Below are 14,923 nucleotides of genomic sequence, written 5' to 3'. Positions count from 1 at the left end.
CTGGAAATTCGTTTTAACACTAAAATATAAGAGGACGATATGGTTACCATTCGTTTAGCTCGTGGTGGCGCTAAGAAGCGTCCATTCTATCAGGTTGTTGTTGCAGATAGCCGTAACTCTCGCGATGGTCGTTTCATCGAGAAAGTTGGTTTCTTCAACCCAACAGCACAAGGTCAAGCAGAGAAATTACGCTTAGATCTAGACCGTATCAACCATTGGGTTGGTCAAGGTGCTGGTGTATCTGATCGTGTGGCTAAGTTAGTTAAAGACGCTCAAGCAGCTGCTTAATTGTATCTTTAAGAACTTAGTAGGTAGTAGAGGTAATTGTGAGTAAAGATAAAGAAATCATCTTAGGTAAAGTAGGCTCAGTTTACGGTATCAAAGGTTGGTTGAAAATTCATTCATTCACTGATGAACTCGATGCCATACTTGACTATTTTCCTTGGTCATTAAAATTAGGAAATAACAAGCAAGCAGTAGAAGTTACTGATTGGCGCAAACATAACAAAGGCCTGATCGTAAAAGTGGGTGGTATTGATGACAGAGATGAAGCGCAAGCATTAGTCGGCTCAGAAATATTAACCAATGAAAAATCATTACCAGATTTACCTCAAGGTGAATTTTACTGGCGTGATTTGATCGGCATGAGTGTAGTTACCACCCAAGGTTACGACCTAGGGGTAGTTTCCGATATGATGGAAACTGGCGCTAACGATGTACTGGTTGTAAAAGCAAACCTAAACGATGGCTTTAGTAAAAAAGAGCGGTTAATTCCTTATCTTTTTGAAGAAGTAATTGATTCGGTAAGCATTGAAAATAAACAAATTTGTGTTGACTGGGACCCAGGTTTTTAACTTGTGACTAGTGTCGATTCTTGTACTAATCCTACAATGAAAGAAAAGAGCAAAATGTGGATTGGGGTGATAAGCCTTTTTCCCGAAATGTTTGACGCTATTACCGAGTATGGGGTGACTGGCCGAGCGATCCGAAGTGGGTTAATTGAGTTTCATAAGTGGAACCCAAGAGACTTTACTCATGATCGACATCGTACTGTTGATGATCGTCCTTATGGCGGTGGTCCAGGCATGTTGATGATGGTTCAACCACTAAAAGATGCTATTAGCGAAGCGCGTAAAGCTGCCGAAGCAAGTGGTAGAAAAGCTCGAGTTATTTATTTGTCGCCTCAGGGACGAAAATTGGACCAAGTGGGTGTAAGTGAATTAGCGCAAGATGACTGCCTGATATTTATAGCAGGTCGTTATGAAGGCATAGACGAGCGACTAATCGCGTCAGATATTGACGAAGAATGGTCGGTTGGAGATTATATTTTAAGTGGTGGTGAACTCCCTGCGATGAATGTAATCGATGCCGTAGCACGTTTAGTGCCGGGTGTATTAGGACATAAAGAATCAGCAGAGCAGGACTCCTTCTCTAACGGTTTATTAGATTGTCCTCATTATACTAGGCCAGAAGTTCTGACCACCTCTACAGGGGATGAAGTGTCAGTACCGAAAGTGTTACTTAGTGGTAATCATGAACATATACGCTTATGGCGCCAAGAACAATCTCTATTAAGAACATGGACTAGAAGACCAGAATTATTAACAAACCTAGCTCTGACAGCTGAGCAGGAAAAAGTGTTAGCCTCGATAAAGAAGCAAACACCTTCCACTTAGACTGTGAACACTAGGAAGAAGGTATTATGAGTAAAATTATTGAAATGCTCGAGCAAGAGCAATTAAAAAAAGACCTACCAGTATACGCCGCAGGTGATACTGTTGTAGTTCAAGTAAAAGTTACAGAAGGTGATAAATCACGTCTTCAAGCATTTGAAGGTGTTGTTATTGCTGTTAAAAATCGTGGCTTACATTCAGCTTTCACTGTTCGTAAAATTTCGAACGGTGTAGGTGTTGAGCGTGTATTCCAGACACATAGCCCAATTGTTGATTCAATTGAAGTGAAACGTCGCGGTGATGTTCGTCAATCTAAACTTTACTACTTGCGCGAACGCTCTGGCCGTTCTGCACGTATTAAAGAGAAATTGGCTAAGAAGTAAGATTCTTAAAGCACAATTTGACGAAAGAAAAAGCCTGAATAATTTAGTTTATTCAGGCTTTTTTTATTAACTTTGCTAAACCCATCAAAAGCCTAATATGGTGATCGCTCAATAAGGCGAATAACATCAATTTCAACTTACCTCGATAATCTATTTTATCTTGTATAGTATTTGCCATCTGAATGTTCAGTACTATTTTTGAACATAAAGCTAATCTCTCTCGTAGATAAATATAGAGAATGTATCCATAAAATCTGTGCGGATAAGGCTACATTGATAACTTGTAAATAAATGCATACACACCGCTGCCAATGACTATCTGGCGTTTCCGCCATTCAGCTATTTTTTATCCATGTTTTACGTACATTTTCATTTACATCCCTTTTAAAACGCTATTCTCACATTACTTTCTCTTCCATGAATTCCACTAGATAATGAAGTTATTACAACACGGACCTCAGCTATTTGAGTCGTGAATATTTTAGAATAAGAGATAGATACATGACAGATGTTACCGCTTCAGCACTTAATCCATTAAAACTTTGTGGTATAGAATTTACTGAGTATGCTAGCCCTGACTCAGACTTCATGGAAAAAGCTTTTTATGGTTTTGGGTTTTCAAAAACTAAAAAGTTTAAAGGTCGTGATATTGATTACTTTAATCAAAATGATATTCACTTTTTACTTAATAGAGAAACCACAGGCTTTTCAAAAGAGTTCGCTAAAAGCCATGGCCCAGCTATCTGCTCTATGGGCTGGCGTGTTGAAGATGCTGATTTTGCATTTGAACAAGCCATTAAACGTGGTGCTAAATCAGCGATGAATGAAGAAAATAAATTACCTTATCCTGCCATTTTCGGTATCGGAGATAGCTTAATTTATTTTGTAGATAATTTTAAACAGGAAGGTAAAAACAAAGGCGCTATTTATGATACCGACTTTGTTGCTCATGACATGCCTGTGAATGTCGAAGATAAAGGATTTTTAGCCGTTGATCATCTAACCAACAATGTTTATCAAGGCACCATGCAGAAATGGGCAGACTTTTATAAAGGTGTGTTTGGTTTTACAGAAGTACGTTATTTTGACATCAAGGGCGTTAAAACTGCGTTAGTTTCTTATGCACTGCAATCACCTTGTGGCAAATTTTGTATTCCAATCAATGAAGGTAAAGGCAATAAAGATAATCAAATTGATGAGTATTTAGATGAATATAATGGCCCAGGTGTACAGCACTTAGCCTTTATTACCGATGATTTAGTTGATTCTTTAGATAAACTAGACAGAGATATCGTAGATACCTTGCATATAGTGCCAGAATATTATGATGAGATTTTTAATCGCGTTCCATGGATTAAAGAAGATAAAGAGAAAATCAAACAGCATCAAATATTAGTAGATAGCCAAGGAGAGAATACTTACCTGTTGCAAATATTCACTAAAAACTTATTTGGTCCTATTTTTATTGAAATGATCCAGCGTGTTAATGATCAAGGTTTTGGGGAAGGTAACTTTTCTACTTTATTCAAATCGATTGAATTAAACCAAATGGAACGCGGTGTACTCTAGTTAGATAACTGTTAAAACAAACAGGAAGTTATAATTGCTAACCCAAGCAACCAAACTATTTTGGTTGCTTGGGATTATTAAAGATATTTTTTACTAACTATCACTCTTATTTACTGAAACATTTAAGTCTTTTAAAATACCATCATGTAAGTTGTATACTAATCCATGTACGGTAACGTTTTGGTTGTTTCGCCAAGCATTTTGAAGTGTTGTTGTTTTGCACACATTAGCTACTTGCTCAATAACATTCAATTCACACATTAAATTTACCCGCTCTTTTTCATCGGTAATGCTATCCATTTTATCTTTATGAAAACGATACACATCTTCAATATGGTGTAACCAGTTATCAATTAGCCCATGGCTATTATTATCCATCGAGGCTATTACGCCACCGCAGCCGTAATGACCACAAACAATAATTTCTTCCACTTTTAGTACATCTACTGCATATTGAATTACGGATAAGCAGTTTAAATCGGTGTAAATCACTTGGTTAGCAATATTACGGTGTACGAAGACTTCACCTGGTTGCATACCTAATAATTCGTTAGCTGGTACGCGGGAGTCAGAGCAACCTATCCATAAATATTTAGGAGATTGTTGTTCTGATAGCGATTTAAAAAAATTGGGATCTTCTTGATTAACCTTATCGGCCCATTGTCTGTTTTTTTCAAATAAATGCTTTATTGTGCTCATATTTCATACCTAATTAATAACTGTTATCCCAATGGCTTGAGAGTAGACTGCGACATTTTATGTCAATAAAGCCATTAGTCAAAGTAAAATATGGTATTACCAGTTATTTAATAACTGGGTATAATACAGATAAGAACACAGCAGAACATTGAGGTAAATAATGGCGAGTGCAGCAGCCGTTCATATTTTGGTAAAAACAGAGAAACAAGCGTTAGAGTTGAAATCTAAATTAGATAAAGGGGGAGATTTTGGACAACTAGCGAGAAAATTTTCCATATGTCCGTCAAAGAAGAAGGGCGGTGACTTAGGTGAATTTCGTCGTGGACAAATGGTTAAAGCTTTTGATGACGTAGTGTTTAAAAAAGAATTATTAAAAGTGCATGGACCTATCAAAACGAAATTTGGCTACCATTTAATAAAAACTCTATATCGAAATTAATATTTCGAAACTAATTAGGGAGGAAGGGGACTAATCTTGTTCAGCATCCTCTTTATCAAGTTCTTTATTTCTTTCTTTAATTTCAGATAGTTGTTCTGGTGTTAAATTAAATTTATTAGCGGATTTTTTTAATAGAAGCACACCACCAATAACAATCCCTAAAGCCAAAATTGAGACTAAAATTGCCATAAACACCGCCACCATATTTTTGTGCATTTGTGTAAAATAATCATAGCAAAATTGTTTATTTAAAGGTAACTTATCTTAGTCAAAAACTAACAATAATAATAACTCTTTTCGGATAACGTTATGAATAATCGTTTAAGTATTAAATTGCTTGCACCTACAGTGGTTGTCGGTATTCTTTTCACTTTAGCACTATTGCTTTCTCCTGATGATTTAAGCAAGTTTAGTGTCATAACACTGGTCTTGGTACTGGTTGTGCTTCAAGCTGTTGCTAGTTATGTCTACTCATCAAAACTGTTAACCGATCGAATTTCCTCACTTAAAAACTACCTTGCTCTTGTCGTAAATACTGAAAAAGCGCCATCTGAGCCTTTGAGTGATAATGGCCAAGACGATCTTAGTGAAGTCATTAATGAGTTAAGTAGTTTTATTGTTGGTTTGTCAGATATTGTCAGTGAAATACGCCATGAATCTGAAACACTTAATCAGGGCTCTAATAGTTTATCATCGCAAATGACCGAGTCTGTTTCCTCTCTTAATGAATCAGTTAACCAAGTTGAGCAAATGGCGCAATCTATAGAAAATGTAGCTAAAACTTCTGCTGAATTATCTAACAGTGCGATGCAAGTCAGTGAAACAACTGGTGTGGTGATGAAAACTTTAAATCATGGCGTTGAATCTTCCAGTACAAGTAAAGATACGATTACTTCATTTGCTAATGAAGTGGAAAGTATGGCTAATGATTTAGCACTTTTACAAGAAGAAAGCGCTCGTATTGGCTCGGTACTTGATGTAATACGTGGTATTGCAGAGCAAACCAATTTACTGGCATTAAACGCAGCCATTGAAGCGGCTAGGGCGGGTGAGCAAGGACGTGGTTTTGCTGTGGTTGCGGATGAAGTAAGAGCATTAGCCCATCGTACTCAGGAAGCTACGGTTGAAATTCAATCTATGGTTGAAGGCTTGCAAGCTAAAACATCAAATGCAGTAGCGGCTGTGTCAAGAGGGCAAGGATTGTCACAAACGAGTTTGTCACAATCTGCTGAAGTGGTTTCTGCATTAGAGAAAATAGGTCAAGCATTCAATGAAGTCGACATGTTAACTTCTCAAATAGCGAGCGGTACACAAGAGCAACAAAGTGCTACGGCCACTATTAACGATAATATGATGGCGGTAGTTTCATTATCTCGAGAAATTAATGACGGTTTGGAGGTGGTTGCAGATCATGCTCAGCAGCAACAACAAACTTCAGCGGAAGTTGATGTAACATTAAATCGTATTTGTGTTTAAATAATTGATGCTATGGTTATGCGTTTCTCCATAGCAATATAAATCGGATAATCCTCTATTTGGGTCATGTAAAATAGAGGATTAAAAATCTTAATCTTTAGCGTCTTGATCTCTTTGTTTTGCTAAGCGCTGTAATTGTCTAGACTGTTCATGCAAACTTGTACGAACCAGTACTTCTCTATCATCTTCTCGAATAAAATGAAAAATAGTTTTATGCTGATAGCTATCACCCACCTGTTCAACGGCGATAATTTCTCCATAACAATATACAGCACAACTTTCTGCCGCTAGAAATATTTTCATCTCGGCGATTTGTCCTAGCTCAAAGGCATTTTCTGAAATAAATAGTAAACCACCACCACCAAATTCTATACCTTGATATCTATGCTGCTCTTCATCTTGTTGGCTTAAAATATAACCCATAAGCAAGTTGATTTTCTCACTCTGATGATTCAAAAAATCAACCAGTTGGCTGGCTACACCTGACAAACCTTGTAGTGGACGCAGTGCAGCTTGATCTATGGTCGAAATGTCACTAGCCATCTTAAATGGTGCCGGCATATCGGCTACAAACTGTTCGAAACTAGTCACCTTATTAGCATCTAAAGGTAAAATATTGATATTAAATTCATGAGCAATTGAAAAAAACTCATGGTACTTGGTAAGTTTTTGCTCTGTTGTTTCGTGGTTCATTGATGTCACTTTTGGTTAGCTCTTAATGAGTTATATAAAAATCGCGTAATAACAAACTTATAGCAGATATCTTGGCTTTTAAGTATCTTTAATTCAGACAAGAGTTATGGTTGTGTTATGCTAGCGTTTAATTTTTCATTATCCGTTTTAGTAACAATAATTAAATGTTTCAACCTGTTAGCCTGTTTATTGGTTTACGTTATAGCCGTAGCAAAAAAAGTACTGGCTTTATCTCTTTTATTACCTTTTTCTCTACTGTCGGTATTTTACTTGGCGTAGCTTCATTGATCACGGTTGTATCTGTGATGAATGGCTTTGAAGGCGCATTAAAGCAAAGAATACTCGGTATTGTCCCGCAAATTATTGTTACAAGTGATAAGCCTAATGAACAAGGGAATCTAGCGCATTGGCAACAGTTAAGGCAAACATTATTAACGCAAGAACATGTCAATAAAGTTACTCCTTTATTAAGTAGTGAAGCACTTATTCAATCGCCAGATAATTTACGTGGAGTTATGCTTCAAGGAATTATTCCTGAATATGAGCAAGGCAACATTATTGAGCAACATATGGTTGCAGGAAGTTTAGCCAGTTTAACTGAGCACAAATATAGTATTGTTTTAGGTCGTTCACTGGCCAATAAATTGAATATATCTTTACATGATACTATTCGACTTGTTTTACCCAATAAAACCATTTTCACGCCGATGGGGCGGATCCCCGTTCAGCGCACTTTTACTGTGACTGGAATTTTTGATGTTGGCTCGCAAGTAGATGACGCCATGGTTTATATCCACAGCAAGTATGGCGCGAAACTTTTGAGGCGCAAAGGTGATGGTATTGAGCAGCTACGTTTATATTTAGATGATGCTTTTAATGCCACTAAAGTCGTTGCAGCATTGCAAAATAACAATCAGTTAAAAACAACTATTAGCGAGCAAAACTTAACATTTACTACCTGGAATGATAGCCAAGGTGCACTGTTTTCTGCGGTCAATATGGAGAAGAAAATGATGTGGTTGATGCTAAGTTTAATTGTTGCCGTTGCCGCTTTTAATATTGTTTCAGCTCTTGTAATGGTAGTGGTTGAAAAACAAGGTGAGATAGGTATTTTGCAAACTTTAGGCTTATCTAAAGTAGGCGTAGTTAAAATTTTTATCACCCAAGGCATGGTAAATGGTTTATGGGGAGTCAGTTTAGGTACAATTTTAGGTGTCTTAATAAGCCATTACTTGAATGATGTCTTAAGTCTGCTGGGTGTTAATATTTTTGGCTCAGCATATGCGGCTCAGCAATTACCGATGCAACTTGAAATAATTAACGTTGTAGTTATTGCTATTTCAGCCTTACTTATGTGTTTTATAGCAACACTCTATCCAGCTTTCCAAGCGTCAAATACTCAACCGGCAGAGGTGTTACGTAATGAGTAAAGTTTTACATTGTAGTCAATTATCTAAATCTTATTCTCAGGGTGAAATAGAAACGCCTGTATTAGATAAACTTGAGTTAAGTGTGAGTAAAGGTGAGCTTTTAGCAATCGTTGGCAGCTCGGGGTGTGGTAAAAGCACTTTTTTACACCTTGCCGGCGCTTTAGATCTACCAACCACGGGTGAAGTGTATATTAATGGTACCAATATACTCAGCTTATCAGATAAAGAACGAGCGGCATTTCGCAATAAAAATATTGGTTTTATTTATCAATTTCATCATTTGATGATGGAATTCACAGCCCTTGAAAATGTTGCCATGCCTTTAATGATCCGTGGTGATAGCGCCAAAGCAGCCATGAAAGCGGCTAGCGATGTTTTAGCTCAAGTAGGTTTAGCTCACCGTAGCAGTCATAGACCAAGCCAATTATCTGGTGGTGAACGTCAGCGTACAGCAATCGCACGCGCTTTGGTGACAAAACCTGCACTTATATTAGCTGATGAGCCTACTGGGAATTTAGATAGTGATACCGCTGAGCAAATCTACCAATTGATTAGAGAGCTCAACGAAAAAGTACAGACAAGTTTTGTTATTGTGACTCACGATATTGCTTTAGCGATGCGTATGGACAGACAGCTGCAACTAGATCATGGCAAGTTATCACCATTTATAGCCAAGAAAGCCTATGCAGAAGTAGAGCCCATTACCGAGCCAGAGCAAAGCTAATATGTTTAAACCTTTTAGTGTTTTTCTCGCATTACGATATGTTCGCAGCCGTCATGGTCGTGGCTTTTCTAGTTTTATATCCGCTTCATCGACTATTGGTATTGCTTTAGGGACTTTAGTGTTAATTGTAGCGCTAAGCACAATGAATGGTTTTGAGCGTGAATTAGCGAAAAGGTTATTATCTATCGTACCGCATGCTGAATTAATGTCAGTGAATAGCCCAATAGATAATTGGCCCGCCAGTCTTAAACAAATTCAAACTGAACAACAAGTATTAGCCGCTGCTCCTGTAATTAGTTTAACGGGTATGATGCAGCACAAAACCAACTTAAAAGCATTAGAGATTAGAGGAGTTGAGCCTAAGCTTGAAACCACAGTATCTGATATTGAGAAATATATAATTTCAGGAAGTTGGCAAGCATTAAATGACTCTGACGCTATGCAGCAATCAGATGGTATTGTTATTGGCGCGGGTGTTGCTAAAAAACTGTCGGTTACAGTAGGCGATAAAGTTCAATTGCTATTATCTTCAGCATCACAAGAGCAGGGTAATAGCCAGCAAGTATTTGCTGCGCCGATAAAGCGTCATATGACCATTGTGGGAATCTTTAAATTCGGCGGTACTATTGACGAAACCCTCGCTTATATACCAATATCACAGGCAGCGAGCATCAGAGGATATCAACCCCTTGAAGCACAAGGGATACGTATAAAAGTGGCTGATGTTTTTTCAGCGCCTCATATTGCAAGAAAAGTTGCTTATAATTTTGATCACTATGTATATATTATGGATTGGACACGCAGCCAAGGACATTTATACAATGATATTCAACTTGTTCGCATGGTAATGTTTATCGTTTTAGTGTTAGTGATTGCCGTGGCAAGTTTCAATATTGTCTCTACTTTAATTATGGCGGTTAATGAGAAACAAGGTGATATCGCCATATTGAAAACGATGGGCGCACCTAGTAGCGTGATTATGCTGACATTTATTTATCAAGGGTTAGTCAATGGCGTTTTGGGCTGTCTACTTGGTGGCGTTATTGGAGTTTATTTATCGTTAAACCTTGCTGATATTGTGATGTTTTTTGAGCGCCTTTTTTCAATGCAATTGTTATCTGCTGATGTGTATTTTATCGATCATATTCCCAGTCAATTACAGTTACAAGATGTCTACATTACGGTAGGTACGGCTTTGTTCATGTCTCTTGTGGCGACTATTTATCCCGCATGGCGAGCAACAAAAATTGAACCAGCCCAAGTATTAGGACAATTATAGTTAAGCGAGTAATAAGCTCGGCTTGTGCCCCTTCGTATATGAAAATGCCATCCGCTTTATTTCAGGCAAAAAAAAGCCCGTAACATTCGTTACGGGCCAACTTAAATATCAAGCTGATAGAAGGAAGTCTTTTTCAAAGAGAAAGCTCCAAGAAACATGTCAGAGAGAAAAGATAGCAATGTATCCAATCATGTCTTCCGGCTAAAGGTGGTCATACGGGGAAAAGTAAACTCATCTTTGCGCTAGCTATAGAAGCTAAACCAGAAAACAAAGCCAGTTTAGACGTACGCCATTATTATCACAAACTAAAAAAAATACCTTTTCGCATTAGAAAAACTAATGCATTAGTCGGGGTGGTTTTGCTTGGGTTTATGTGTATATTTATTCATTGTTGAGTTAGTATTTGTTGAGTTAGTATTTGTTGGGTTTTATCAGAAAATCTGCATAATTATATTTTGAATTATTAGTCATAATTATGATTAGTTAAATTGTGTTTTTAAATAGTTATTGATAACAGCCATAATAATGAATTTTTTGTCTGAAAATGTAATTATTCATGTTTAACGTCTTGTTTGTCTGCTAGGTTATCTATTACTATAGAATTATCTTTCAGTTACCCTGCAAAACCTTGCTGTAAATGCCTAATACTAGTCAAAAATATTCCGTGCGAGTTTATTATGAAGATACCGATGCTGGTGGTATCGTTTATTATGCAAATTATTTGAAATTTTTTGAACGAGCTCGAACTGAATGGTTAAGAGAGCTTGGTATAAATCAAACAAAATATTTAGAACAAAATATAGGTTTTGTGGTCAGAAAGGTTGAAATGAACAATGTTGCTTCGGCCAAATTAGATGACTTACTTGAAGTGCAATCTTCAATTGCTACGCTCAAACGCGCTAGTTTAGTTTTTCATCAACAAATAACCAACCAGGCACAACAAGTAATATGTACAGCTATAGTACGTGTTGCTTGTGTAAATTTTCAAAGTCATGACTCTCAACGAGCAAAACCTGTGGCTATTCCAGAATCTATATTAGGAGCGTTTAAACGTGTCTGCTGAATTTTCAATATTTGAACTTGTGTTAGAAGCCAGCTTATTGGTTAAATTTGTGATGTTAACTTTACTTGGCTTTTCTATTGCCTGTTGGGCGATGATTTTTCAACGTCGACAAGCATTGAACACAGCTAAAGTACAATTAAAGCAATTTGAAGATAAATTTTGGAGTGGTGCTGATTTAAGTAAGTTATACAACGAAATCTCAGTTAAAAATCAAATTCAAGGGATAGAAAGTTTATTCGTTGCTGGTTTTAAAGAGTTTGCCCGTTTACGTAAAAGCAAAATAAACGATCCTCATACTATTGTTGATGGCACTCACCGTGCTATGCGTGTAGCGTTATCTCGTGAAGTTGATAGCTTAGAAACCCATTTACCTTTTATGGCGACAGTTGGGTCTATTAGCCCTTACATTGGTTTATTCGGTACCGTATGGGGCATCATGAACTCTTTTATTGGTTTAGGCTCAGTACAACAAGCGACTTTAGCTATGGTAGCACCAGGTATTGCAGAAGCACTGATCGCGACAGCAATGGGCTTGTTTGCAGCGATACCAGCCGTAATGGCCTTTAACCGCTTCAGTCATAAAGTAGAAAAGCTTGAAAACAGTTACGGTAATTTTATGGAAGAATTTTCAAGTATCTTACAGCGACAATCCGTAATTGAGCCACAAGCATAATATAAGGCTAGAACTATGTATCAAAGAGTTAGACGCCGCAAAGTAGCTGAAATCAATGTAGTACCGTACATTGATGTTATGTTAGTACTACTCATTATATTTATGGTTACCGCCCCCCTTATTACTCAAGGGGTAAAAGTAGATTTGCCTAAGGCAGAAGCAGAGCCGATGGACAAAGATACTAAACCGCCATTAGTGGCATCCGTTGATGCCCAAGGTCTGTATTACATAACCCTTGGCGCAAATGACAAAGAGCCGTTATCTGCAGAAGAAGTCGCAACTTTAGTGAAGGCACACTTAGCCGTTAATCCTGATACACCTGTGGTTGTTAATGGCGATGGTGCAGTGTCTTATGATGCTGTTATACAGTTAATGGTATTACTGCAAACAGTTGCGGGCGTACCTTCTGTCGGCTTAATGACTGATTCATTGGAGAAATAAAGTGGATCAGAAGTATGATCGCAGTACACTTATTAAAGCCATTTGGTTAAGTATCATCTTACATATTGCTTTGGTTGCAGTATTATTTATGGGTGACTTCAGTACTCAATTGAAACCTAAGCAAACTCCCTCAGCTGCTGAACAAGCTAAGCCCATAGAAGCTACTGTTGTTAATGCAGAGAAGTTACAAAAAGCAATTAATAAGATTAAGAAGCAAAAAGCAGATGATAAAGCTGCTGAGAAAAGGCGCTTAAGAGATATTGAAAAGCGTGCCAGTGATGCTAAAAAGCGTCGTGCTAAAGAAGAAGCACGTATTAAAAAATTAGAGCAGCAACGCAAGCAAAAAGAGCAAGAGAAAAACCGTGCTGATAAAGCGGCTAAAGAATCTGCAGCGAAAGCGGCTAAAGCAGAATCGATAAGAAAACAAAAAGAGCAAGAGCAGCAAAAAGCAGAAGATGCCGCAGCACTAGCTCGCTCTAAGCGACTAAAAGCAGAAGCAGCAGCGAAAAAAGCCGATGAAATTCGTAAAAAGCAAGCTGCCGAACGCAAGCGTAAAGCCGAAGAAGCCGCTGAAAAAGCATTGCAAGACAAGATATTAGCTGAACAAATGGCAGCTGAAATGGCGACACGAAATAAAGCGCGTCAACAACAAATGATGACTGAAGTTCAGCGATATGGTGCCTTAATTACTAGTATGATTACCCAGAGAATGTTAAGAGATCGTAGTACGATGGAAGGAAAGTCTTGTAAATTAACCATAAGTCTTGCACCATCGGGTAATGTGCAGTTTGTTACTAACGGCAGTGGTGATCGAGTTGTCTGTGAAGCTGCGAAACAAGCTGTATACAAAGCGGGTACCTTGCCTGTTTCGAAAGACCCTGAAGTCTTTGAGCGGATGCGTAATATCAGTGTAGCCGTAAAACCTGAATTTTAACTGAACCAATTTAAAACTTTAAATAGAATAATAAGTGAACAATGAAAATTAAATTACTCCTTGGACTTTTTATAACCTTACTTTCTACTTCGGCTATGGCAACACTAGAAATAGTGATAACCGGTGGCGTAGATAGTGCTCGCCCAATTGCTGTATTGCCTTTTCAATGGCAAGGAGCTGGTGAGCCACCTGATAGTATTTCAAAAGTGATCAGTGATGATTTATTACGAAGTGGTAAATTTAGCCCTGTTAATGCTAATAAATTTCCACAATCACCAACCTCAGCGAAAAATATTGATTACAGTGCTTGGGCAAGTATAGGTGTTGAAGCCGTTGTAATTGGACAAATTCAAGAAACTACCGTAGGCAAGTATCAAGTAAGCTACCAGTTAGTTGATGTGATCCGTGGTCAAATTACGGGTGGTCAAGCATCTATGCTCAGTAATGGCGAGCTGGTACAAACTCGTGATCATATATTAAGTCAAAGTAGCGCCCAAATTGGCAGTGAACAATTTCGCCGTTACGCCCACACTATCAGTAATGCGGTATACGAAGCATTAACCGGCAGTAAAGGAGCATTCTTAACTCAAATTGCTTACGTTATTGTTCGTGATCAAGGAAAGTTCCCATATCAATTAGCTTTTGCTGATTATGATGGTTTTAACGAACAAGTCTTGTTAAGTTCTAAGGAGCCATTGATGTCACCGTCTTGGCACCCTGATGGTGAACAGCTAGCGTATGTGTCGTTTGAAAATCGTCAAGCTCAGATCCATACGATGAATATTTACACAGGGCAACGTAAATTAATTAGCTCTTTTAAAGGTATAAATAGTGCGCCTAGGTTTTCACCAGACGGTAAACAAATGGCAATGGTTTTATCTAAAGATGGTAATCCTGACTTGTATGTAATGACGTTAGCTACCCAAAAATTACGTCGAGTTACTCGAAATAGAGCCATAGATACCGAGCCAAGTTGGACTCCAGATGGTAAATCTTTGGTATTTAGTTCAGAACGGGGTGGTAAACCGCAGCTATATCGCGTAAATTTAGTCGACGGTAAAATTAGACGTTTAACTTTTGACGGTGAAATGAACCTAGGTGGGTCAGTTACGCCAGATGGTAAGCAACTAATTATGGTTAATAGAACACGTGGCCAGTATCGTCTTGCTAAGCAAGAGTTGGGCTCTGGTTTATTTCAAGTATTAACCAAAACCCGCTTAGATGAATCGCCAAGTGTTTCACCTAATGGCGGAATGATAATATACTCAACCTTGCATAATAATAGGCAAGTATTGGGGTTAGTGTCGGTAGACGGGCGCTTTAAAGCACGGTTACCAGCACTGGATGGGCAAGTAAAATCACCCGCTTGGTCACCATTTTTATAAAAGCTTTTTATACTAAAAATGAAAATAATTTTAAATTACTACTTTTGCAATTAAGGAAAAAA

18 protein-coding genes are annotated in these 14,923 nt (G+C 37.9%); 15 read left to right on the top strand and 3 right to left on the bottom strand.

Annotated elements, in window-relative coordinates:
* The first annotated feature begins 39 nt into the window (after positions 1–39).
* From rpsP to hppD, 5 genes are all read left to right on the top strand, one after another.
* Entirely contained in the window at positions 40–288 is a 249-nt protein-coding gene (gene rpsP, locus AC27IF_RS06260; protein WP_118960885.1) for a 30S ribosomal protein S16, read from the top strand.
* A gap of 38 nt (positions 289–326) precedes the next feature.
* Positions 327–854 carry a ribosome maturation factor RimM gene (rimM, locus tag AC27IF_RS06255; RefSeq protein ID WP_487052963.1) on the top strand — a complete coding sequence of 176 codons (528 nt, stop codon included), beginning with the start codon at positions 327–329 and terminating at the stop codon, positions 852–854.
* A 54-nt stretch (positions 855–908) separates the two neighbouring features.
* Positions 909–1,676, top strand: coding sequence for a tRNA (guanosine(37)-N1)-methyltransferase TrmD (gene trmD / locus AC27IF_RS06250; protein WP_487053326.1), 768 nt, complete (start codon positions 909–911; stop codon positions 1,674–1,676).
* A gap of 26 nt (positions 1,677–1,702) precedes the next feature.
* Positions 1,703–2,056 carry a 50S ribosomal protein L19 gene (gene rplS / locus AC27IF_RS06245; protein WP_487052962.1) on the top strand — a complete coding sequence of 118 codons (354 nt, stop codon included), beginning with the start codon at positions 1,703–1,705 and terminating at the stop codon, positions 2,054–2,056.
* Between the two features lie 501 nt (positions 2,057–2,557).
* Positions 2,558–3,625, top strand: a complete 1,068-nt coding sequence (gene hppD / locus AC27IF_RS06240) for a 4-hydroxyphenylpyruvate dioxygenase (protein WP_487052960.1) — start codon at positions 2,558–2,560, stop codon at positions 3,623–3,625.
* 93 nt (positions 3,626–3,718) lie between these two features.
* On the opposite strand, the gene can is transcribed toward hppD, so the two are convergent.
* The gene (can, locus tag AC27IF_RS06235; RefSeq protein ID WP_487052959.1) at positions 3,719–4,324 is read right to left on the bottom strand and encodes a carbonate dehydratase; all 606 of its coding nucleotides are present in this window, start codon (positions 4,322–4,324) and stop codon (positions 3,719–3,721) included.
* Positions 4,325–4,484: 160 nt separating this feature from the next.
* Between can and ppiC the strand changes: the two genes are divergently transcribed.
* Positions 4,485–4,763 carry a peptidylprolyl isomerase PpiC gene (ppiC, locus tag AC27IF_RS06230; protein WP_487052957.1) on the top strand — a complete coding sequence of 93 codons (279 nt, stop codon included), beginning with the start codon at positions 4,485–4,487 and terminating at the stop codon, positions 4,761–4,763.
* Between the two features lie 30 nt (positions 4,764–4,793).
* On the opposite strand, the gene AC27IF_RS06225 is transcribed toward ppiC, so the two are convergent.
* Positions 4,794–4,952: a DUF2897 family protein gene (locus AC27IF_RS06225; RefSeq protein ID WP_487052955.1), complete on the bottom strand. Its 159-nt coding sequence runs from the start codon at positions 4,950–4,952 to the stop codon at positions 4,794–4,796.
* 120 nt (positions 4,953–5,072) lie between these two features.
* On the opposite strand from AC27IF_RS06225, the gene AC27IF_RS06220 reads away from it, so the two are divergent.
* Complete coding sequence (locus AC27IF_RS06220) at positions 5,073–6,239, top strand: methyl-accepting chemotaxis protein (protein WP_487052953.1); 1,167 nt, start codon at positions 5,073–5,075, stop codon at positions 6,237–6,239.
* 90 nt (positions 6,240–6,329) lie between these two features.
* Here the strand turns inward: AC27IF_RS06220 and AC27IF_RS06215 are convergent, their stop codons facing one another.
* Entirely contained in the window at positions 6,330–6,932 is a 603-nt protein-coding gene (locus tag AC27IF_RS06215) for a PilZ domain-containing protein (protein WP_487052952.1), read from the bottom strand.
* A gap of 164 nt (positions 6,933–7,096) precedes the next feature.
* Here AC27IF_RS06215 and AC27IF_RS06210 point away from each other — a divergent pair, with 164 nt between their 5' ends.
* From AC27IF_RS06210 to tolB, 8 genes are all read left to right on the top strand, one after another.
* A complete protein-coding gene (locus AC27IF_RS06210; RefSeq protein WP_487052950.1) occupies positions 7,097–8,362 on the top strand; it encodes a lipoprotein-releasing ABC transporter permease subunit in 1,266 nt (421 codons plus the stop codon).
* Entirely contained in the window at positions 8,355–9,086 is a 732-nt protein-coding gene (gene lolD, locus AC27IF_RS06205) for a lipoprotein-releasing ABC transporter ATP-binding protein LolD (RefSeq protein WP_487052948.1), read from the top strand. Before AC27IF_RS06210 ends, lolD begins: the two co-directional genes overlap by 8 nt.
* A gap of 1 nt (position 9,087) precedes the next feature.
* The gene (gene lolE, locus AC27IF_RS06200) at positions 9,088–10,365 is read left to right on the top strand and encodes a lipoprotein-releasing ABC transporter permease subunit LolE (protein ID WP_487052946.1); all 1,278 of its coding nucleotides are present in this window, start codon (positions 9,088–9,090) and stop codon (positions 10,363–10,365) included.
* Between the two features lie 637 nt (positions 10,366–11,002).
* On the top strand, positions 11,003–11,428 hold the full coding sequence (gene ybgC / locus AC27IF_RS06195; RefSeq protein ID WP_487052944.1) for a tol-pal system-associated acyl-CoA thioesterase: 426 nt from the start codon (positions 11,003–11,005) through the stop codon (positions 11,426–11,428).
* Positions 11,418–12,101, top strand: coding sequence for a protein TolQ (gene tolQ / locus AC27IF_RS06190; RefSeq protein WP_487052942.1), 684 nt, complete (start codon positions 11,418–11,420; stop codon positions 12,099–12,101). The genes ybgC and tolQ overlap by 11 nt, the downstream gene beginning before the upstream one ends.
* Positions 12,102–12,116: 15 nt before the next feature.
* On the top strand, positions 12,117–12,542 hold the full coding sequence (gene tolR, locus AC27IF_RS06185) for a protein TolR (RefSeq protein ID WP_487052940.1): 426 nt from the start codon (positions 12,117–12,119) through the stop codon (positions 12,540–12,542).
* A gap of 1 nt (position 12,543) precedes the next feature.
* Positions 12,544–13,476 carry a cell envelope integrity protein TolA gene (gene tolA / locus AC27IF_RS06180; protein ID WP_487052939.1) on the top strand — a complete coding sequence of 311 codons (933 nt, stop codon included), beginning with the start codon at positions 12,544–12,546 and terminating at the stop codon, positions 13,474–13,476.
* Between the two features lie 41 nt (positions 13,477–13,517).
* Positions 13,518–14,861, top strand: coding sequence for a Tol-Pal system beta propeller repeat protein TolB (tolB, locus tag AC27IF_RS06175; protein ID WP_487052938.1), 1,344 nt, complete (start codon positions 13,518–13,520; stop codon positions 14,859–14,861).
* Positions 14,862–14,923: the final 62 nt, after the last annotated feature.

It is taken from the genome of Colwellia sp. KS18-150, assembly GCF_057551365.1.
The sequence above is the reverse complement of the archived record's forward strand: the minus strand, read 5'-3'. Positions and strand labels throughout refer to the sequence as shown.

Coding starts and splice junctions, on each gene's coding strand:
- rpsP (WP_118960885.1), top strand. CDS start 40: ATGGTTACCATTCGTTTAGCTCGTGGTGGCGCTAAGAAGCGTCCATTC.
- trmD (WP_487053326.1), top strand. CDS start 909: ATGTGGATTGGGGTGATAAGCCTTTTTCCCGAAATGTTTGACGCTATT.
- rplS (WP_487052962.1), top strand. CDS start 1,703: ATGAGTAAAATTATTGAAATGCTCGAGCAAGAGCAATTAAAAAAAGAC.
- hppD (WP_487052960.1), top strand. CDS start 2,558: ATGACAGATGTTACCGCTTCAGCACTTAATCCATTAAAACTTTGTGGT.
- can (WP_487052959.1), bottom strand. CDS start 4,324: ATGAGCACAATAAAGCATTTATTTGAAAAAAACAGACAATGGGCCGAT.
- ppiC (WP_487052957.1), top strand. CDS start 4,485: ATGGCGAGTGCAGCAGCCGTTCATATTTTGGTAAAAACAGAGAAACAA.
- AC27IF_RS06225 (WP_487052955.1), bottom strand. CDS start 4,952: ATGGCAATTTTAGTCTCAATTTTGGCTTTAGGGATTGTTATTGGTGGT.
- AC27IF_RS06220 (WP_487052953.1), top strand. CDS start 5,073: ATGAATAATCGTTTAAGTATTAAATTGCTTGCACCTACAGTGGTTGTC.
- AC27IF_RS06215 (WP_487052952.1), bottom strand. CDS start 6,932: ATGAACCACGAAACAACAGAGCAAAAACTTACCAAGTACCATGAGTTT.
- AC27IF_RS06210 (WP_487052950.1), top strand. CDS start 7,097: ATGTTTCAACCTGTTAGCCTGTTTATTGGTTTACGTTATAGCCGTAGC.
- lolD (WP_487052948.1), top strand. CDS start 8,355: ATGAGTAAAGTTTTACATTGTAGTCAATTATCTAAATCTTATTCTCAG.
- lolE (WP_487052946.1), top strand. CDS start 9,088: ATGTTTAAACCTTTTAGTGTTTTTCTCGCATTACGATATGTTCGCAGC.
- ybgC (WP_487052944.1), top strand. CDS start 11,003: ATGCCTAATACTAGTCAAAAATATTCCGTGCGAGTTTATTATGAAGAT.
- tolR (WP_487052940.1), top strand. CDS start 12,117: ATGTATCAAAGAGTTAGACGCCGCAAAGTAGCTGAAATCAATGTAGTA.
- tolB (WP_487052938.1), top strand. CDS start 13,518: ATGAAAATTAAATTACTCCTTGGACTTTTTATAACCTTACTTTCTACT.